Consider the following 19,979-nt stretch of genomic DNA (forward strand, 5'->3'; position numbering starts at 1 on the left):
CACCTCCTATGCTTCCTGCAGCTTATTTTTATGACCGGTCATAAGTAAACCGATTTCTTCTTTTGTAGCATTGACTCCTTGCAAAATTCCGGTGATTTCACCACTACAAATCACCATTACCCTATCGCAAAGTTGAATTAAAACATCTAAATCCTCTCCAATAAAAAGTACTCCTACCCCCTTGGCCTTCTGCTGATTTATTAGGTTATATATAGTATAACAAGTATTTATATCTAGTCCTCTTACTGGATAAGCCATTATAAGAAGTTTAGGATCTGCAGCAAGTTCCCTTCCTAATAGTATCTTTTGAATATTTCCTCCTGATAAATTTTTAATAGGATAATAAATTCCTGGAGTTTTTATTTCAAGTGTTTCAATAATTTCTAATGCTCTATTTATAGCAGGTTTTTTATCTATAAAAAGTCCCTGTTGACATTGATATTCCTTTAGCATTAAGTTATCTACCATGTCCATAGAACCAACTAGGCCCATACCAAGCCTATCTTCAGGAATAAAACTCATACTAATACCTTTTTTTATTATATCTCTCGTGTTCTTTCCTACAATATTTTCTCCCTTGAAATTTATTTCTCCTTCTTTTACTGGTTGCATTCCTATTAGTGATTCACATAATTCTTTTTGACCACTGTTTACTATACCTGCCATTCCAAGGATTTCTCCTGCGCCTATACTAAATGATATTTTTTTTAATCTTTCTATTCCCTCTTCATCACATACTCTAAGATTTTTAACATCTAAAATATTTTCTGTGCCTTCGTATTTTAATTTTTTAATAGATAAATCTACAGGATGTCCCACCATTAGCTCAGCCAATTTTTTAGGATCGGTATCTTTTCTATTCAGGGTAATAATGGTTTCACCCTTTCTTAGAACAGTTATCTTATCTGAAATCTCCATAACCTCGTCCATTTTATGGCTTATGAATATTATGGCACAGCCCTGCTCCTTCATCTTATTGATTATTTTAAATAGCTTTTTCGTTTCCAGAGGGGTGAACACTGTAGTGGGCTCATCCAACACAAGTATTTCTGCGCCTCTATACATGACCTTGAGTATTTCTAGTATTTGTTTTTCTCCCACTGTCATATCATATACTCTTTTATTTACATCAACCTCAAGACCATACTTATCAGATAGTTCTGTTATGTCTTTTATTACTTTGTTCTTATTTATAAAAAAGCCAGTCTTTTGACCAATCATTATATTTTCCAAACTAGTCATTACTTCTACCAGTTTAAAGTGCTGATGAATCATTCCAATTTTTGACTTAATAGCATCTTTTGGTGCAGAAAACTTTACTTCTTTTCCACTAACAAAAATAGAACCTCTGTCAGGAATATAAATTCCTGACAGAATGTTCATTAGTGTACTTTTTCCTGCTCCATTTTCTCCTAGCAATGCATGGATTTCGCCGCTATTTATTTCTAAATTAATATTATGATTGGCAACTACTCTACCAAAAACTTTGGTTATTCCCTTCATTGATATGTGTGTGTGTGGAACAGTACTCATAATATCACCCTTTTCTAATTTACTTTAGCTTCTATTTTACATTACCTTCTACTTTACATTACCTTCTACTCCCTTAACAAACCAATCAAAGAGAAGCATATCTTTATCTGACATAACTTCGCCTTCTTTAATTTTTAAAACACCAGTATTATCATATATAGGTCCAACAAACACTTTGTTTTTACCCGAAATTATATCAGCTTTAGCACTATCTACTGCAGCTTGTGCATCAGGTGGTGCATTTTTAGTTAAAGGAGCTAAGTATATTATACTTTTAGCATTATCTGCATCCATTGCTCCCCAATAACTTTCTGATTTCCAAGTCCCAGCAATAATTTTACTTACTTGATCTACATAATATGGTCCCCAATTCCAAATTGGAGCTGTCATGTAAGCGTTTGGTGCAGCCTTACTCATATCTGAGTTATAACCTATAGACCAAACTCCCTTTTCCTCTGCAGCTATTTGTGGTCCGGTTGTATCCTGATGCTGTGCAATAACATCTACCCCTGCGTCTAAAAGTGCCTTTGCTGCTTCTTTTTCTTTTGCAGGATCATACCAAGTATTAGTCCATATAGTTTTCACAACTGCTTCTTTGTTAACCGATTGTACTCCAAGTGCAAATGCATTTATACCTCTAACACATTCAGGAATGTTCATAGCTGCAACATACCCGATTTTATTTGTTTTAGTTTTCATACCTGCCACAATACCTGAAAGATATCTAACCTGATAGTCTCTTCCAAAGTAATTTGACATATTAGTTTCTTGCATGTAACCTGAACAATGCATGTATTTTATTTCAGGATGTTTCTTTGCAGATTTGTCCATTCCCTCCATGAATCCAAAACTTGTTCCTACAATTACTGTGGCACCATTGTTAATCATTTCTTCGCAAGTCTTATCAACCTCTGCAGCATCTTCTTTTACACTTTCCTTAAATACTGTTTCTACCTTTCCTGCAAGTTCCTTTTCAAGATATAGCCTTCCTTGATCATGAGCAAAAGTATACCCACCATCACCAATAGGTCCTACATAAATAAAACCTACCTTTACTTTTTTACTAGTATCAGGGGTAACTGTATTTCCTTCATCTTTTTTTGAACAACCTGTTAGAATTCCTCCTAGCACTAGTATTAGTGTAAGCATTAAACCAATAACTTTTTTCATAAAACGCTCCCCTATTCTTATAAATTTTATATTAAGACATAACATCTTTAATATACCCAACTGCAACAAAAAATATAAACTTTCCAAATTGAAATTTCAAAATGGAAAGTTTATATAAAAACCTATTAAAATATAGGGTTACACTTAAAAAGTAATCCTATAACTTTATAACTTATATATAATCACCCATAGTCAGGCTATTTATGGTAGCCCGAGAGAAATATTTAGACCATATTACTAAACATATATAGGTTTACAGGAACATATATTATTTTTTAAATATTGCAAATATTTTGTATATAAGAGTATATTACAGTAAAAGTCATAAAATGTATATAGTTTTTGATATTTATTTTGTCCTTAATGTTTTCATTATAAGACTAATTTCTTCTCTAACTCCTTCTTCACCTACTTCCTTAAGCCTTTTAATATAGTATTCAACGTCTATAGATGCCATTATCTCTTTTCTGTTAGAACTTGACTCTATATTTAAAAGTAGACTTTTTCTAAAATCTCCTAGTATATTTGTAATTGTACTGTAACTATCATCAAATTGAAGTTCTAATTTTTTTCTTAGTAATTTGCTATAAAATGGACATTTACCATTAGTTGATACGGTTATTGTTAAATCTCCCCTTTTAACTTTTGCAGGTACTATAAATTTACTGCATTCTAGATCATCTACAACATTAACAAGAATGTCTTTTTGCGCGCAATCTTTAGCTACCTGAAGATTAACCCCTTTATCATTAGTTGCTGCAATAACTATAAAAGCATCTTTTATATATTTCTTTTTGTAATCATCCTCAATGTATATAATGCGTTTATCCGAGGTTTCAATCAAGTGCTTTATTTCTTCATTAATTTTTGTGGAAATTAATGTTATTTTACCACCATATTCCATAAGATCTCTAATTTTCCTAAATGCAACATTTCCTCCACCAACAACTAGACATTTATCATTTTTAATATTAATCATCATTGGATAGTATTTAGTCATAGCATTCTCCTCCTAGAGACATCTTCTTTATAATATTTTTAATGCCCACTAGTCAGCATTTTATATAGACTAGTGAGCATATTGACTATTTTTTTATAAACACCACAAATTTATTATTAAACTTCTTTAAGCCACTTGCATGCATCTATTGCATAATAAGTAATTATAATATGCGCACCTGCCCTCTTTATTGATGTTAACATTTCCATTGCAACACTTTTCTCATTTATAAGTCCCTTTTCGGCTGCAGCCTTTACCATTGCAAATTCACCACTTACACTATATGCTGCTATTGGTACATCAAATCTATCCCTTGCCCATCTTATTACATCTAGATATGAAATTGCTGGTTTAACCATAACAATATCAGCACCCTCTTTTATATCATCCTCAATCTCACACATTGCCTCTCTTGCATTTGCTGGGTCCATTTGATAAGTCTTTCTATCGCCAGATTTTGGTGCTGAATGAGCTGCTTCTCTAAATGGGCCATAAAATGCTGATGAGTATTTAGCACTATAAGACATAATTGATACATTTTTAAAATTATTTTCATCTAATACGGCTCTAATAGCTGAAACCCTACCATCCATCATATCAGAAGGTGCAACCATATCCGCTCCAGCTTTTGCATGAGATATAGCAATTTTGCCTAAATAATCAAGTGTTTCATCATTATCAATTACATCATCCTTTATTATTCCGCAATGTCCATGACTTGTAAATTGGCACATACATATATCTGTAATTACTAATATATCCTTATTTAACTCTTTTATTTTTCTAACAGCCCTTTGAACTATTCCATCATCTATCCATGCAGAAGTTCCAATTTCATCCTTTTCATCTGGAAGACCAAATAAAAGAATGCCTCTAATTCCAGCTTTTTCTACCTCATCTATAATTTCATAAAGTCTATCCACTGAATAATGGTAATTTCCTGGCATTGATGAAATTTCTTCTTTTATATTTTCGCCCTCTACTGCAAATATTGGGAATATAAAGTCCTTTGGTGTTAATATTGTCTCTCTTACTAAATCTCTAATTGCGGTATTTGCTCTTAATCTTCTTCTTCTGCTAATCATGTTTTTCTCCTTTTAATTGCAATAAATTTTTAATTATTCCATTACAAGAATATTCATCGCATACACTATATTTAATATTATTTTTACTAAGTTCTTTCCCAGTTATAGGACCAATAGCTAAACATTCTTTTTCTTTAATTCTATTTATTCCTAGCATTGATATCATATTTTTAACCGTTGATGGACTTGTAAAAATAACAATATCAACATTATCAAATACACCATCATTTTGAAGTGTGCCCTGTCCTATTTCATAAATTGGAACCTCATCCACAGAGCAATTAAGTTTTCTAAGTTCCTCTCCCAGATATTTCCTAGCAATCTTCGAACCTGGAATTAGTATCTTATCACCAGGTTTCACATGCATTTCCAGTTCTGCTAGAAGAGATTCTGAAACAAATTGCTCTGCAATAATCAGTGGACTTATTCCCATATTCTTTATTGCCTGGGCTGTTGCAGGGCCTATTGCACAAAATTCTCCACCTATTTTCCTAATATCAAATTCATTGTCCCTTAAATATTTGAAAAATAAATTAACTGCATTTACACTAGTAAAGACCAAATAATTATATGAAGGAATTTTTTTAATATAATCTAATAAACACTTTGAGGTATCTACTATTACAATTGAATTTATAGTGGTTACCTGTGCACCTAAATCAAGTAACTTTTCATTTATTTCATTACACTGTTCTTTTGAACGCGTTATACAAATATTCTTTCCAAATAGTGGCTTTCTTTCATACCAATTAAGGTTATCTCCTAGTTCCACGACTCTTCCAACCACAATAATGCAAGGTGATTTTAATCCTGATACCAATACCTTACTGTATATATTACTAAGGGTTCCCACAATTTTTTTCTGTTTTGAGGTTGAACCACTCATAATAACAGCGCAAGGACATTCTGAATCCTTGTTATTATCAATAAGTGATTTTGTTATAACCTCTATATTTTTAAGTCCCATTAGAAATATCAATGTACCACTTAATGTAGCTACACTTTTCCAATTAATGTCTAGTTTCTCTGCACTTTGACCAGTAAACACATGAAAACTCTGTGATATACCTCTATGAGTTACTGGAATTCCAGCATAGTTTAAAACAGCTATGGCTGAGGTGATTCCTGGAATTACTTCAAAATCTATTTTCTCTTTTTCAAGTCTTAGAGCCTCTTCTCCACCTCTTCCAAATACATAAGGATCTCCTCCCTTTATTCTGCAAACGGTGTTTCCCGACAATGCTAGGGTTACAAGCATATCATTTATTTCTTCCTGTGTTTTATAATGACAACCTGGCTCCTTACCACAGTAATATATTTTACAATCTTCATTTAAATACTTTAAAAGACTATTATTTGCAAGTCTATCATACAAGACTGCATCACATTTTTCAAGAATTCTCTTACCCTTAAGGGTTAAAAGCTCCTCATCGCCAGGGCCTGCACCAATCAAATATACCTTTGACATAAAAAACACCTTCTTTAATCATTTATTATTTTCTCACCAAGTAATGTTCCAAGCCTTATGTAATCATACATGCTTCCTAATATGTCTTTTTTTATAAATCTTCCATTTAACTCAAATACACCAACGATGTACATGTCGTTATTTTGAATCCTAGCATATGCCCCAATTGGAGCATGACAACCTCCATTTAGCCTTCTCATAAAGCTTCTCTCTGCATCCACGCATATCCTGGTTTCGTGGTGCTCTATGCTTTTTAATATATCAGTATACTTACTTGTCTTTAATGCTTCAATGCCAAGGGCACCTTGACCAATTGCAGGTACAAACTCATCTACATCAAGATACTCCGTTATAATACACTCCATTCCACACCTTTTTAACCCAGCTGCTGCCAGTATAATTCCATCCAAGTTCTCTGTTTCAATTTTTTCCACCCTGGTTTGAACATTACCCCTTATGGGTACCATCACCGCATCCGGTCTTAAATTCATAATCTGCGTGGAACGTCTCTTACTACTTGTCCCAATTCTGGCACCCCTCGGTAAGTTCTCTATAGTTGTACCATTCATAGATACATATACATCTCTGACATCCTCTCGAATTGGAATTGATACTATTTCAAACCCCTCAGGCATAGCGTAAGGTACGTCCTTCATGCTATGAACCGCTGCTTCCGCACGTCCCTCTAGCATTGCAATTTCAATCTCCTTTGTAAAAACACCCTTGCCACCTATCTTATCAAGGCTTACATCAAGTATTCTATCTCCCTTTGTATTCATTAATAGTATCTCGCAATTTAGGTTGTGTTTTTCCCGTATCATTCTCATAACGATATCCGTTTGAATTTGTGCTAGCTTACTTTTTCTAGAAGCTATTATTATTCCCAAATCATGACCCTCCATCTCGAAACATATGTTTAAATGTTATATTAGTTAAATCATAAAATCATTGTAAGTAATTTAACCATATCATTTATCCCATTCTCAAATTCTCGTCCAATTACTATAGGTGTAGCATTAGATTTAATACAAGCTTCAATTTTCTCTGGTGTTCCACCCACACTTCCACTATCCTTCATAACAACATAGTTTACATCATATTCTTTTATTATATTGATGTTAAGTTCTGTTGAAAACGGGCCTAACATTCCAATAATATCCTTCATTTTAATATTGTTATCTACACATTCCTGAATACTAAATATTGTAGGAAGGACTCTATATATAAATCTATTATTATCTTTTACCTTCTCGAAATCTTTTATATTCTTAATTCCCGTTGTAAATAAAACAGAACCCTTAACACCTTTTAAATAATCAGTACATTCTGAAATGGACTTAACTAAAACAACATTTTCAAATTCCGTTTTCGGTCTTACAAATCTTATATATTTTATTTTAGTCTGCATGCAAGCAAGCCTTGCATTTTTACTTACCTCAATTGCGTAAGGGTGGGACATATCAATTACAGTTTTGATATTTCGTATTTTAATAAACTTTAACATTTCATCATAATTCATCCTAAAAACCACAACATTCTCATCTTCATCATCTATTACCTCACTGCCACTATAAGTTGCAACAGAAATAACATACTTAAGCTTCCCTTTTATTTTAGATAATAAAGTATTACTTTCCGTGGTTCCCCCAATAATCCATATCAAAGATTATACCCCCTAGGAGTTATAATTTTCCCATCTTTTATATAAGTTTTGCTATTACCAATAAGTACAACTGTCATCATATCTATAAATTCAAAATCCACAGTGTCAAGAGTTAATATTTTCCTGTCATTACCTTCTCTACCTGCATTTTTAACAAGTCCCACCGGAACTTCTCCACCCCTATGCGCTCTTATTATTTCAATTGCTCTCTTTATCTGGATTTTTCTTCCTCTGCTCTTTGGGTTATATATTGCTATCACGAAATCAGCACCTGCTGCCGCCTCGAGTCTTTTTTCAATAACCTCCCAAGGTGTAAGCAAATCACTTAGGCTTATTGTGCAAAAATCATGCATAATAGGGGCTCCTAGTTCTGCTGCAGCGCAAAAAGCAGCACTAACTCCAGGAATTACCTCAACATCTATATCGCCAGCTAGTTCAAGTATCAAACCCGCCATACCATAAAGACCGGGATCTCCAGTACTTATAATGCAAGTATCAACCCCATTTTCAACCTCTTGTATTGCCAATTTACATCTTTCTATTTCACCCTTCATACCTGTTGACATAATTCTCTTACCTGCTATTATATCTTTCACAAGTTCTATATAAAATTTGTATCCAACTATAACCTCACATTTTTCTATTGCATTTGCTGCCTTATATGTAAGATTATCTAGGCCACCAGGACCAATACCAACTACGTAAAGCTTAGCCATTATACTCCTCCTTTAGAAATAGCAATTGTTATCCCATTTATTGCAGTTCGACGGACTATTAATTCTCCACCAGAGATATATGCACAAGGTTCAGACACTGATGATACTCCAATTGTGCTTTCAACAAATGCACTTTTATTAAATTTGTCCTGAACCTTCACAATATCTGACCTTGAAATTATCACCAGTTCACAATCTAAAATTTTACAGGCATCTATTATTCCTATTTCATCTTGTTTTACGTCAACTGTTGCAATTGCTCTTATACACTTTATAGACAAATCATTATTCTTAAAAACTTCCTTAAGTCCGTTAATTATCTCATCCATGCTTTTACCTCGTCTACAACCTAATCCAACTACAATATTTTTAGGCCTTAAAATACAACTAGGTTTATCATAATTAATACTCAGTTTTGATGAAATAAATATCGCTGCTGATTCATGTTTTTCTACAATATTTTCATATCCTATTTTAGCTTCAATTTCAGATTCGATTTTTATATCTTCTCCTTCTATCATCATAGAAGTTATTTTTTTTGCATCGCCTAAACTCTCAATAAAAAGATTATTTCTTTTTGCAAAGATATCAACGGCTTCTATGCCTCTACCATCCGAGGCTGTTGTAATTATTGCTTGATTTTTAAGAAAGCCTGCTATATTCTCTGCAAGCTCATTTGCCCCTCCAATATGCCCAGACAAAAGGCTTATTGAGTATCTACCCAGGTCATCCACCACAACTATTGCAGGATCAACACGCTTGTTTTTTATAAAGGGTGCTGATATTCTAATTGCAATTCCTGTAGAAGAGATAAAAACAATTCCCTCATAATTACTAAAAATATTATTTAGATTGCTTTTATAATTCACCTTTGAAAACATATGTACCTCATAATTTGAGCAGCATTTTATTCTCGCGGCGATAGCTTCTCCACTACTTGTAAACGCAAGGCAGGCAATTTTCATTTTACTCCCTTACGAAAGCCATGGGTAAACTGTGGGTGGTATAATAATGAGCGTTCATATTCTCCTTCAATAAAATCTCCTACTAAAATTTGTGAAAAATTACCTATACCCGCGACTTTTACTTTTTCAGCAATATTATTAAGTCTTCCCATAATAATTTTTTGTTCTGGCCAAGTAGCTTTATAAACAACCGCAACAGGAACATCATCTCTGCCATAACCCTTTGTAAGTTTCACAACTACATTTTCAATATCTTGAACTGATAGGAAAATAGCCATAGAACATTTATGAGCTGCAAGTTTTTCTAAATCTTCCTCAGGTGGTACTGGAGTTCTTCCTTCCATCCTAGTAATTATTACAGTTTGGCTTACATTTGGAAGGGTAAATTCCTTCTTAATGGCTGCAGCACTTGCTGTAAAGGAACTTACTCCAGGTATAACACTGTACTCCATTTGATGTTTATTAAGTTCATCCATTTGCTCTCTTATTGCTCCATAAATTGATGGATCTCCAGTATGAAGTCTTACAATTATTTTATCTGGACTTTGGTTTTGCTCATTTACCATTACTGAAATAACTTCTTCAAGGGTCATTGAAGCACTATTGTATTTTTTAAAATCACTTTTGCAAAATTTTAAATGTTCATCCCATACAAGGGAGCCTGCATATATAACTACATCTGCAGCTTCTAAAATTCTTCGTCCCTTTACTGTTATTAGATCAACATCACCGGGTCCTGCACCTATAAAATAAATCATTTGCTTTTCCTCCTTGCGTATATCAAAGACATATAATCATTGTCGCTAAGTATTTCTGATTTTTCATATATTACCTTTTCATTTTCCTGCGTGCATCGTTTAACACAAACATATTCAAAACCATGTTTCGTTAGTTTGTCCATTATATCTAATTTGTTTTTTATTATCTTAAGCACACAAACAGTATCGACTCTCTTTAAAATTTCCTCGTCTAGCATTCCATCTGCTAGGTAAAAACTTTCATCTCTTAATGTCAGTGGCAATGAAAGTCTTGCTGCTACAGCATTAAATGAGGTTATTCCTGGGATAGTTTCTACATCTAATTCTATTTTTTTAAGCTGACACATCAAATATAAATAAGTACTGTAGGTCATTGGATCACCAAGGGTTAGGAATACTCCCACCTCATCATCACCTAAAATTTCATTTATTTTAATTGCCGCATTTATATATCTTTCTTCATTATCCTCACCCATAGGGAACTCAAGTTCTATAACCTTCTTGTCCACTATATAATCGCTAACTATTTTTGCTGCAAGACTATGTCCCTTGCTACTTGGAACAAATACATAATCACAACTTCGGATTAACTTATAACCCTTTAGTGTAATGAGTTCACAGTCTCCTGGTCCCACTCCTATACCATAAATCTTTCTCATATTTTTCTCCCCTTAACTATATATACAGGATTTTGGCCCTTCATAAGTCCGAGCCTATCCATAACTGCACATTGAATAAGCCTAACCTCAATATCTTCATATCCTAATTCTTTTAATAAGTTTTTAAATTGGATCATGTTATCAGGAATAATAAAGTTCCCAGCAATAATTCCACATTTACCTTGCTTTTTACTCAGGGCAGTAACAATTTCATTAAGTTTTCCACCGCTTCCACCAATAAAACATTTATTAAAAGCTTCTATATCATCAAATGCCTCTGGTGCATTTCCACCAACGATATTTACAGATGCATTAAACTTTTCAGAGTTTTTAAAAATAAGCTCTAGTCCTTCTGGCTCTCTCTCAACAGCAAATACCTTTGCCCCAAGAAGCGCCGCCTGGATAGATATTGAGCCACTTCCAGCACCAACATCTAAAAATACATCATCAGCTGATATATCAAGCATTGCAATGGTGAGAACTCTAACTTCAAATTTAGTCATTGGGATTTTTCCACGTATAAAATCCTCATCCCTAAGCCATTTCATTTTCAATCACCACCACTGAAATGTTTCCTACTATTTCTATTTCATCGCCAATTTTATTACACAAAATAACTTCATCATCATAAGACAGGTTATACCCCGTGTACATTTTCCCAACTACCCCCAGAGTACATAACTGCTTTGATATAAAATTAGGGTTGTTTTTGCTATCAGTAAGTATTACTGATAGTTTGCTTTTAATAACCGTTTGGAGACTTTCATCCCTTCCATGAAGACTTATAAGTAATGCATCCTGCCAACTCTTTTTTAGTTTTGTCATCATATACTGGAAAGAAGAAATTCCAGGTATTACTTCGCCTACTACAACACCCTTCTTTATTAAGTAATCTATAATGCCAAAATAGCAAGGATCTCCTGATGCAAGTACTACTGTAGTCACTTTATCATCTAGGTTTTCTATTATCTCTTGTACTTTATTTACTTCAATAACATCATTTACTATAATTTTTGCAGTGCTAGCTATTCTTCCAAATGCAATAACTTTATCCGCAGATTTTATTGTATTTATTGCTTCCATTGTAAGATAATTTATATTTCCCGGTCCCATTCCAACAATTTTAATCATAATTTTCCTCCAAGTATTCCATAATCCATTGAATAGATAATTACATGAATATTACTTTCAATATCATCATCCTTAAGATATCTTTTGATTCTCGAAGTGCAGCCAGCTATCATTTCATTTATAACAACAGGATAATTGTTATCTATTATAAGCTTAAGCGCTTCCTCCGAGGTTTTACATTCATTAACACAATTTATTAACTCAATGGGGGCACTGTTTAATGCAAGATAATAAACAAAGGCTTCAATTCTGACATCACAAATTTTACTATGGGTATTAAATGCTCCTATAGATAACTTGCATAATTTTCCAATATGGCCTACCAAGGTTATCTTATTGAAACCCTTTTTCTTGGAATAAAGTAGCATATCTCCTATAAAATTTGATATTTTTATTTTAGCTCCATTAAGATTTAAGTCCTCCACAACCTTTTCACCATAATTACCAAGGAATAGTACTATTTCCCTTTGTCCTTTGTCATAAGCATCATCAATTTCTATATAAATACTTTTTTTAAGCGCCTCATCAGACATTGGTTCAACTATTCCCTTTGTTCCAACTATGGAAATGCCACCGATTATTCCAAGATTAGAGTTAAATGTTTTCTTAGAAATTTCCTTTCCTTCGGGTGCATATATTAAAACATTAAACCCACAATTTGATACTTTTAATAATTCATCTGTAATCATTTTTCTTGGAACAGGATTTATTGCCGCCGTTCCACTTTTTCCCCAAAAGCCGCTTCTTGTTATTACGCCTATACCCTCTCCGCCATCAATAATAATCTTAGAATCTTCTCTTTTGCTCACTTTTGCATATATTTTCATTTTGTCTGTAGAATCAGGATCATCTCCTGCATCCTTAACAATGCAGCAAGAGACCTGATCTTCTTCTATATGAATATCTAAAATCTCTAAATTAAGAATTATTCCAGCTGGTGTATCTATAGTTATGTTTTCTATTGTTTTTCTACTGAGTAGCATTTTCGCTGCAGCTTTTGCTGCTCCAGCTGCACAACTACCGGTTGTATAACCACATCTAAGCCTTTTTCCATATTTCACTATATAGTTATCATTCATCTCGGTTGCCATCAAGGGCCATATAGAGCAATGCATTTACTATAGAGGCAGCTACATTACTTCCACCCTTTGTACCTACAGTTGTTATTGATGGTATATCAAATTTTCTAATATATTCCTTAGATTCTGCAGCTCCAACAAAACCAACAGGGACTCCAATAATAAGTTTTGGTGACACCTTATTTTTATCTATTAGCTCACCAATTCTATATAACGCGGTAGGAGCATTTCCTATTACAAAAATATCAACCGCTTCACTTGCAGCATAATCCATAGATGCCATAGATCTTGTTATTCCATTAAGCTTTGCATTTTTAAATATTTCTGCATCTCCAATAAAACATTCTACGGTGCAGTTTAACTTTTCAATTGCTCTTTTGTTTATTCCAGAAAGCACCATAGTTGTATCGGTTACAATTCTACACCCACTCTTTATTGCCTTGATGCCTTCATCTATTGCTCCTGATTTTATGATAACAATATTTTTGTAATCAAAATCTCCAGTAGTATGTATTGTTCTTTCAACAACTTTAAGCTCCATGGGAGTAAGTCCATGTTCCCCTAGTTCTGCTTCAATTATCTCCATGCTTTTATTTTCTATTTCCATTGGTTTTTTTAAATACATGTTAATTCTCCTTCCGCATTTTCCTTCAGGATATCAGCAATTATATTATTGTACCCAATTGGTTTTGCCATTGATATTTTAAGGTCTCCATATTTAGATTTAACTTCTTTCAAAATTTCAGGAATATCTTCCTTAATATGAATTCCGCAAAAAAGGAAATATGGAACAACTACTATATCGCGAGTCCCATTTTTATACATAAGATCGATTGTATCAGGTATATTGGGTTCACATAATTCCATAAAACAACCATCTACATTACCATCTACTTTTGACTTGAAATTTTCTAGCATGCTATTAAAAACTTCAAAAGCCTCTTTTGACCTGCTTCCATGTCCAACAACTAATATACTTTTCATTTTTTACTCCTCTCAAATGAATTTACAATTTTTTAAATTACAATAAACTTTTTATCTTAAATGTAGAAAAATATTACAAAACGCTAAAAAATATTATTCAGTTTTATTCTCGTTATTTTCTTTTTTTGTTCTCTCTACAAATCTTCCTAGAAAAAAGAATAGAATACCTACTCCAATACCTGTCTGTAGACAAAAGAGCAAACTTTCAATTTCGCCTGGTAATTCTCCACCAATCCAAGTTTCCATAACAGGTGTAGCCCAAGGCTTGTAATCGGTACCTGTAATCTCAGAAACAACTTTGCTCCCTGCATCATCAGAACCACCGAATTCAGCACCCTTTAATGTAAACAATGGTATAAGAGCAATCAATGCAGCAATAATTAATAAAATAATAACCTTTTTTTTAGTCTTTTTCATTAATTTTCACCTCCAGTTAGAAATCCAATATCTGTCAATTCGGATTTTGCATATGTTTCAAGACCCATAATGATTACAACAGTCAAAATACCTTCGATAATTGCCAGTGGAAGTTGTGTTGGTGCAAATACTGCAAGAAATTTTACTGCAGATGCTACAATACCACCACTTGCAGACGGATATGCAAGCGCAAGTTCAAAACTTGTTACACAATAGGTTAATAAGTCACCGATTGATGCTGCCAAAAAAATACCTACGTATTTATTAACTTTCAACTTCTGACATAATTTATAGATTGCATAAGAAACCAAGGGACCCGCAATAGCCATAGAAAATGTATTCGCCCCAAGAGTTGTAAGTCCCCCATGAGCAAGAAGGGTTGCTTGGAAAATCAACACAATGATTCCAAGTATGCTCACTGCACTTGGTCCGAATAAGATTGCACCAAGCCCAGTACCAGTCATATGTGAGCAACTTCCTGTTACTGACGGAATTTTTAAAGATGATAGCACGAAAATGAATGCACCTGCCATAGCAAGAATAGTGATAGATTTACGATTATTAGTCAATGTTTTCTTTATTGATAAGTAACCTGCTACTAAGAATGGAACGCATATAACACCCCATATTATACAAAATTTTAGTGGAAGATATCCTTCCATGATGTGCATTGCGTTTGCTACTGGTGTTATTCCAAAAATCAATGCAAAAGCTATCGCAATAGAGACAATTCTTCTTTCCTTAAGATTCATTTTTTTTTCTCCTTTATTATTTCTAATTTATATTAATCTAAGCTAAAACGCTTAGAAAAACTAACTATTTTACAAACATTTCTTTGAATTCTTTCATGCTTTTAGGATAGACCTTAGTATCATCCAGCATATGTTTTTCTACAAGCAATTCATAAACCTTCAGCATGGTTGGTTGTTCCAGGTTTGACTGTTTTAAAACTTCAGTGTTTTGGAAAATTTCTATTGGTGTTCCATCTGCAATAATTTTTCCCTGGCAGAATACAAGGATTCTCTTAGCCCATCTGTATGCAAAATCTACATCGTGGGTGGAAATAAGCATTGTCTTACCCTCCAAAGCAAGCTTGTCCAAAACTTCTTCTAGCATAAGTGCATTTAAAGGGTCCAGTGATGCAGTTGGTTCATCAAAAATAATGATTTCAGATTTCATAGCGATTATTCCCGCAATGGTGACACACTTTTTTTCACCCCCACTCAAATAGTGTGGCGGACGATCTTTGAAATCTGAGATGTTCATGTAAGCAAGCGCTTCATCCACCCGCTTTAGTACTTCCTCTTTTGGAAGCTTTAAATTCATGGGCCCAAATCCAACTTCTGCCCTAACTGTAGATGCAATTATTTGATCATCTGCATCCTGAAATACGATTCCGATATTTTTTCGAAGCCCTTTTAGATTTTTTTTGTTAACGGCAGTACCTCGGTAAAAAATTTCCCCCTGTTCTGGTATAAATACACCATTTATGTTTAAGAAAAATGTGGATTTTCCTGATCCATTGGAACCAATGACAGCAATTTTCTCACCTTCATAGATATCTACACTTACGCCGTCTAGTGCCGCCTTTCCATTACCGTAGATGTAGTGTAGATCTTTTACATTTAATATTGGCTTTTCCATAGTATCCCCTTTCTATCTTGTAAAGTACCAGAGTAGAATCAAAATAATTATAAATACTAATGCAAAAGCAATCTGTGTTATTTCTACCTTTTTATTTTCTTCCAAAAATATAAGATCTCCATCATAGCATCTGGATTCCATGGCATCATAATAAGTATTTGCCTTTTTTAGCGAAATAACCAACATATTGCTTGCAATACTTCCAAATGTGTAACAGGAAGTTTTAAAATCACAGTAGCCCTGACGTGATTCTGCTGAGTTTTTCATTTTAGCATAAACATCCATTAAAATGAAAATGTAACGATAAATGAGGTTCATCAGTTCTACAATAAGCTTTGGAACATGTGCGGCTCGAAGCACATGAATAATCTCGGAAGATGGAGTCGACAGTGTCATCATCTGCAAGGAACTGATAGCTGCAAAAACCTTTAGAATTAAAAATACCACTTCCTTAAGTTTTGTCTGAGAAGTAAAGACATAGCAGAATCCCAGATATAGCTTATACTGACCCATGGGCTGCTTTGAAAAATCAATGGCAATGGTAACTGTGCCAAGTAGGATAAAGACCATTGGAATGGCCAGTATTGACAAATATTCATTTACTGGAAGCTCTCCTTTTACAATGGTCAAGTAGGCCATTACAATAATGACCACAACAGATACATAGGGGTTTTCAAGTGAAATACAAAGTATCAGTATTAAAACAGAAAAAGATACCTTAAAAGCAGCATTCCAGTGTCTGATTTTGGAAGTATATGCATAAAAATCTATTGAAAACCCTTCTCCATGGTTATGTCCGATTCTATGGTGATGGTGACGCGTTCCATCACAATTAGTTTGCCCATCTGCATGTTCCCATTTGAAAAAAACGAAAGCCATCAGAACCGCGGCACATAAAATAATAATTTTCCCCACGTCACACCTCCTTTGAATGTTCACCTAATGTAAAGATTCCAAAAGGCTTTAGTACCAAAAAACAAAAATACCCAACCTACAAAAGGTCGAGCAAAAGATTTTATAAAAAATAAAATGCCTTCACATCCCATGTGAAGGCAATATAATGCAAAATGAGCATATATAATTGCCATCCCGTCCCTCCGTAGGATAAAGCTGTATATCATCTAGGCAGGTCTCCTGGCTTTCGGGTCACTCTCCTCCAACCTTCCCAGCATAAGCCAGTGGTATAGATTCGTATCCGTGTACAGTAGCGGGGGCTGCAGTGGAATTAGACCACTTTCCCTATTAAACCTTTAAAAGGTACCATAAACAATTTATTATTAAGTTATTATCATTATTATAAAGTATATTTTTGTTAATTGCAATACCAACTTTCAAAATGTCTCACTGTCTTAAAGTGTATTATAACTAGAATTCTATACCCTCTCTAGAGGTCACTCCCTCATTAAAATAATGCTTTATGTCCTTCATCTCGGTTACAAGATTTGCTTTATCTATTAAAGCTTTAGGCACATCTCTTCCTGTTAAAATCAATTCTATATTACTAGGTTTATTATCTATTAATTCTAGTAATTGTTCTTCACTTATTAATCCATTATTTAATGCTCCCATTACCTCATCCATGATAAGTATATCACATTTTTCTTCTCTAAGCGCCTGCATGCAAAATTCATATGCCTTTTGTATTTCTTCTTTCAATTCAATTTTTTCTTCAGCATTTAAGGTCCAAAAGAAACCTCTTTTCTTTTCAAACCTAAATATATTAAAAAAAGGAGCCAATTTTTTAGCACTTTCGATTTCTCCGGTTTTACTTCCTTTTAAAAACTGTACCATAAATACATTGTATCCATTACCTGCTGCTCTAACAGCTAGTCCTACAGCTGCCGTGGTTTTGCCCTTACCATTTCCTGTATAAATTTGTACATATCCATTTTTTAATTTTCCCATTTATTCATTTCTCCTTTATATATCTAGTGTACAAGATACTTCACTAAATCTATTTTATCACATATGTTTTAAATAAACACTTGGTCTTCTATAACTTAAAAAATCTAACTTATGATTAAAGTCCTTTTGAAACGAAATAGCATAGCTCTCAACAGTATCCGTGTCTATTGAAGATTTTACACTGTTCCCATACCCATTAATAATTTGTAATCCACCATAGAGATTAGTACAAATAAAACACAAGTTATATTCATAGGATCTTGTTAATATATATTTCGACCAATTTTTCAGCCTCTTTGGAGGCGCATAAGGTGTATTAAAAGGTGCTATAATAATTTCTGCGCCCATAGATTTTTGAATCAAACTCATTTCTTGAATGTGGGTGTCAATACAAATTTGAATACCAAAAGTATATTCCTTATAATGAAACACATCTATTGTATCACCTGGGTTAAATATCTTTCGCTCATTATGACCCAAATGAACTTTTCGGTAAATATAATCCTCCTGACTAGGAAAAACAACTCTTTGAACAATATAAAACTTATTATCTTCCTTTAAAATATGCCCAAAAGAAATGGCAAGATCATATTTCTTTGAAAGCATTCGAATGCTTTCAATGACTTTTTCTACTTCAGACTCCTTTTCATTTTCAAATCCATTTTTCTTAAGATTATACAAGTCCAAATTATTATTTAGAAACAACTCCCCAAAACATATCAAGTCCATATATGCATTTTTTCTTACAACTTCTTCTATTATCCTATACCGATAATTAATACCTTCCTCTAAAGGAACGTAAGATACTGCCCCAACAATAATTTCACCCCTAAACATTTTACTCCTTCTCCATAATTTTACTTTGAAGTTCTTTTAACCCCACTAAGTATCTCATAGTTGCACTAGAAATTAATTTTTCATCGATAATAATTATATTATTATCTTTTATTGCTTTAATTTCAGAATAGCCTGGCCTTTTTTTTATTTCATCAATGGATACTAATTTATTCATAGCACCCTTTTGTGCAATATAAAATTCGATTGCATTTGATTTTGATAAAAGTGATTCTTCACCATACTCAACAATAGTTGAAGAACCATCAACTTTAACATCTTTAGCGATGTTTTCTAATCCAACAATTGTTAATGCCCTTCCAGCAAAGGAATTGGGTGTTACAGTTTTAAATTTTTCGCTTGCACTTTCAAAATATGCAACTTTTTTGTTATCAATTTTCTCCGCATTTTTTTGAACCTCTGCTACTCCCACATTAAATTGCGCTATTAATGCTTTTGCCTCCGTTTCTTTACCCACTAGCATACCCAGCCTTGTTATATAACTTGAAAACTGATCAAATTCACTACAGTAGAGATTTACAACTATAATGCCTGCATCTTGAATTGCTTTAATATAGTCAGGATGTTGCTGTGCTATCACACTGCGAATCAAAACAACATCTGGTTTTGCAGCAATCACAAGTTCTGGATCATCATTCACACTATATTGAGTCTTTGAAAGCACTGCTTTTGGATAAGTATCACTAGTTCCAACACCAATAATTTCACTATCGAGTCCTAGTGAGTATAAATTCTCAGTATGAACAGAATAAAGAGAAATTATTTTTTTAGCTGGTTTAGTGAGCATAATTTTATTGCCGCTATCATCTACAAATTTTATTTCTGAATTTGTCACTGCGGCTTTATTGGATTTATTAGTATCCGTAGCATTACCAGTTCCTTTATTTACTGCACACCCTGTTAAAAATAAAAATGTTACTATCATTAAAGCCAAAATCCTTTTCATA

At 33.5% G+C, this 19,979-nt stretch carries 23 protein-coding genes and 2 riboswitches; all 23 genes read right to left on the reverse strand.

Annotated elements, in window-relative coordinates:
- Positions 1 to 6: 6 nt before the first annotated feature.
- The 23 genes from ACREVU_RS10560 to ACREVU_RS10670 all read right to left on the reverse strand — a co-directional run bounded on the left by ACREVU_RS10560 (position 7) and on the right by ACREVU_RS10670 (position 19,978).
- The gene (locus tag ACREVU_RS10560; protein ID WP_431551563.1) at positions 7 to 1,503 is read right to left on the reverse strand and encodes an ABC transporter ATP-binding protein; all 1,497 of its coding nucleotides are present in this window, start codon (positions 1,501 to 1,503) and stop codon (positions 7 to 9) included.
- A 78-nt stretch (positions 1,504 to 1,581) separates the two neighbouring features.
- Entirely contained in the window at positions 1,582 to 2,703 is a 1,122-nt protein-coding gene (locus ACREVU_RS10565; RefSeq protein ID WP_431551564.1) for a BMP family ABC transporter substrate-binding protein, read from the reverse strand.
- Positions 2,704 to 2,872: 169 nt separating this feature from the next.
- A riboswitch (purine riboswitch) is annotated at positions 2,873 to 2,974 on the reverse strand.
- 78 nt (positions 2,975 to 3,052) lie between these two features.
- On the reverse strand, positions 3,053 to 3,703 hold the full coding sequence (locus ACREVU_RS10570; RefSeq protein WP_431551565.1) for a precorrin-2 dehydrogenase/sirohydrochlorin ferrochelatase family protein: 651 nt from the start codon (positions 3,701 to 3,703) through the stop codon (positions 3,053 to 3,055).
- A gap of 116 nt (positions 3,704 to 3,819) precedes the next feature.
- Positions 3,820 to 4,788, reverse strand: a complete 969-nt coding sequence (gene hemB / locus ACREVU_RS10575) for a porphobilinogen synthase (RefSeq protein WP_431551566.1) — start codon at positions 4,786 to 4,788, stop codon at positions 3,820 to 3,822.
- Complete coding sequence (gene cobA / locus ACREVU_RS10580) at positions 4,781 to 6,256, reverse strand: uroporphyrinogen-III C-methyltransferase (RefSeq protein WP_431551567.1); 1,476 nt, start codon at positions 6,254 to 6,256, stop codon at positions 4,781 to 4,783. The genes hemB and cobA overlap by 8 nt, the downstream gene beginning before the upstream one ends.
- A 14-nt stretch (positions 6,257 to 6,270) precedes the next feature.
- Positions 6,271 to 7,143, reverse strand: coding sequence for a hydroxymethylbilane synthase (gene hemC / locus ACREVU_RS10585; protein ID WP_431551568.1), 873 nt, complete (start codon positions 7,141 to 7,143; stop codon positions 6,271 to 6,273).
- A gap of 50 nt (positions 7,144 to 7,193) precedes the next feature.
- Positions 7,194 to 7,919, reverse strand: a complete 726-nt coding sequence (gene cobK / locus ACREVU_RS10590; RefSeq protein WP_431551569.1) for a precorrin-6A reductase — start codon at positions 7,917 to 7,919, stop codon at positions 7,194 to 7,196.
- Positions 7,916 to 8,635 carry a precorrin-3B C(17)-methyltransferase gene (cobJ, locus tag ACREVU_RS10595; protein ID WP_431551570.1) on the reverse strand — a complete coding sequence of 240 codons (720 nt, stop codon included), beginning with the start codon at positions 8,633 to 8,635 and terminating at the stop codon, positions 7,916 to 7,918. Before cobJ ends, cobK begins: the two co-directional genes overlap by 4 nt.
- On the reverse strand, positions 8,635 to 9,600 hold the full coding sequence (cbiG, locus tag ACREVU_RS10600; RefSeq protein WP_431551571.1) for a cobalt-precorrin 5A hydrolase: 966 nt from the start codon (positions 9,598 to 9,600) through the stop codon (positions 8,635 to 8,637). The genes cobJ and cbiG overlap by 1 nt, the downstream gene beginning before the upstream one ends.
- On the reverse strand, positions 9,597 to 10,358 hold the full coding sequence (cobM, locus tag ACREVU_RS10605; RefSeq protein WP_431551572.1) for a precorrin-4 C(11)-methyltransferase: 762 nt from the start codon (positions 10,356 to 10,358) through the stop codon (positions 9,597 to 9,599). Before cobM ends, cbiG begins: the two co-directional genes overlap by 4 nt.
- Positions 10,355 to 11,017: a precorrin-2 C(20)-methyltransferase gene (gene cobI, locus ACREVU_RS10610; RefSeq protein ID WP_431551573.1), complete on the reverse strand. Its 663-nt coding sequence runs from the start codon at positions 11,015 to 11,017 to the stop codon at positions 10,355 to 10,357. Before cobI ends, cobM begins: the two co-directional genes overlap by 4 nt.
- A complete protein-coding gene (cbiT, locus tag ACREVU_RS10615; protein ID WP_431551574.1) occupies positions 11,014 to 11,565 on the reverse strand; it encodes a precorrin-6Y C5,15-methyltransferase (decarboxylating) subunit CbiT in 552 nt (183 codons plus the stop codon). Before cbiT ends, cobI begins: the two co-directional genes overlap by 4 nt.
- A complete protein-coding gene (gene cbiE / locus ACREVU_RS10620) occupies positions 11,552 to 12,148 on the reverse strand; it encodes a precorrin-6y C5,15-methyltransferase (decarboxylating) subunit CbiE (RefSeq protein WP_431551575.1) in 597 nt (198 codons plus the stop codon). Before cbiE ends, cbiT begins: the two co-directional genes overlap by 14 nt.
- Positions 12,145 to 13,227, reverse strand: a complete 1,083-nt coding sequence (cbiD, locus tag ACREVU_RS10625) for a cobalt-precorrin-5B (C(1))-methyltransferase CbiD (RefSeq protein ID WP_431551576.1) — start codon at positions 13,225 to 13,227, stop codon at positions 12,145 to 12,147. The genes cbiE and cbiD overlap by 4 nt, the downstream gene beginning before the upstream one ends.
- Complete coding sequence (locus ACREVU_RS10630; RefSeq protein ID WP_431551577.1) at positions 13,220 to 13,852, reverse strand: precorrin-8X methylmutase; 633 nt, start codon at positions 13,850 to 13,852, stop codon at positions 13,220 to 13,222. Before ACREVU_RS10630 ends, cbiD begins: the two co-directional genes overlap by 8 nt.
- The gene (locus tag ACREVU_RS10635) at positions 13,843 to 14,211 is read right to left on the reverse strand and encodes a sirohydrochlorin chelatase (protein WP_431551578.1); all 369 of its coding nucleotides are present in this window, start codon (positions 14,209 to 14,211) and stop codon (positions 13,843 to 13,845) included. Before ACREVU_RS10635 ends, ACREVU_RS10630 begins: the two co-directional genes overlap by 10 nt.
- Before the next feature lie 93 nt (positions 14,212 to 14,304).
- Positions 14,305 to 14,628, reverse strand: coding sequence for an energy-coupling factor ABC transporter substrate-binding protein (locus ACREVU_RS10640; RefSeq protein ID WP_431551579.1), 324 nt, complete (start codon positions 14,626 to 14,628; stop codon positions 14,305 to 14,307).
- The gene (locus ACREVU_RS10645) at positions 14,628 to 15,380 is read right to left on the reverse strand and encodes an energy-coupling factor ABC transporter permease (RefSeq protein ID WP_431551580.1); all 753 of its coding nucleotides are present in this window, start codon (positions 15,378 to 15,380) and stop codon (positions 14,628 to 14,630) included. Before ACREVU_RS10645 ends, ACREVU_RS10640 begins: the two co-directional genes overlap by 1 nt.
- A 64-nt stretch (positions 15,381 to 15,444) precedes the next feature.
- The gene (locus ACREVU_RS10650) at positions 15,445 to 16,272 is read right to left on the reverse strand and encodes an energy-coupling factor ABC transporter ATP-binding protein (protein ID WP_431551581.1); all 828 of its coding nucleotides are present in this window, start codon (positions 16,270 to 16,272) and stop codon (positions 15,445 to 15,447) included.
- 12 nt (positions 16,273 to 16,284) lie between these two features.
- Positions 16,285 to 17,151, reverse strand: a complete 867-nt coding sequence (cbiQ, locus tag ACREVU_RS10655; RefSeq protein ID WP_431551582.1) for a cobalt ECF transporter T component CbiQ — start codon at positions 17,149 to 17,151, stop codon at positions 16,285 to 16,287.
- A gap of 228 nt (positions 17,152 to 17,379) precedes the next feature.
- A riboswitch (cobalamin riboswitch) is annotated at positions 17,380 to 17,552 on the reverse strand.
- An 85-nt stretch (positions 17,553 to 17,637) separates the two neighbouring features.
- A complete protein-coding gene (locus ACREVU_RS10660) occupies positions 17,638 to 18,177 on the reverse strand; it encodes a cob(I)yrinic acid a,c-diamide adenosyltransferase (protein WP_431551583.1) in 540 nt (179 codons plus the stop codon).
- Between the two features lie 57 nt (positions 18,178 to 18,234).
- The gene (locus ACREVU_RS10665; protein ID WP_431551584.1) at positions 18,235 to 19,014 is read right to left on the reverse strand and encodes a nitrilase-related carbon-nitrogen hydrolase; all 780 of its coding nucleotides are present in this window, start codon (positions 19,012 to 19,014) and stop codon (positions 18,235 to 18,237) included.
- 1 nt (position 19,015) lies between these two features.
- The gene (locus ACREVU_RS10670) at positions 19,016 to 19,978 is read right to left on the reverse strand and encodes an ABC transporter substrate-binding protein (RefSeq protein ID WP_431551585.1); all 963 of its coding nucleotides are present in this window, start codon (positions 19,976 to 19,978) and stop codon (positions 19,016 to 19,018) included.
- Between the last annotated feature and the right edge of the window lies 1 nt (position 19,979).

The sequence above is a fragment of the Clostridium sp. genome, from assembly GCF_050717535.1.
In the GTDB taxonomy this organism is placed as follows: Bacteria; Bacillota; Clostridia; order Clostridiales; family Clostridiaceae; genus Clostridium_AD.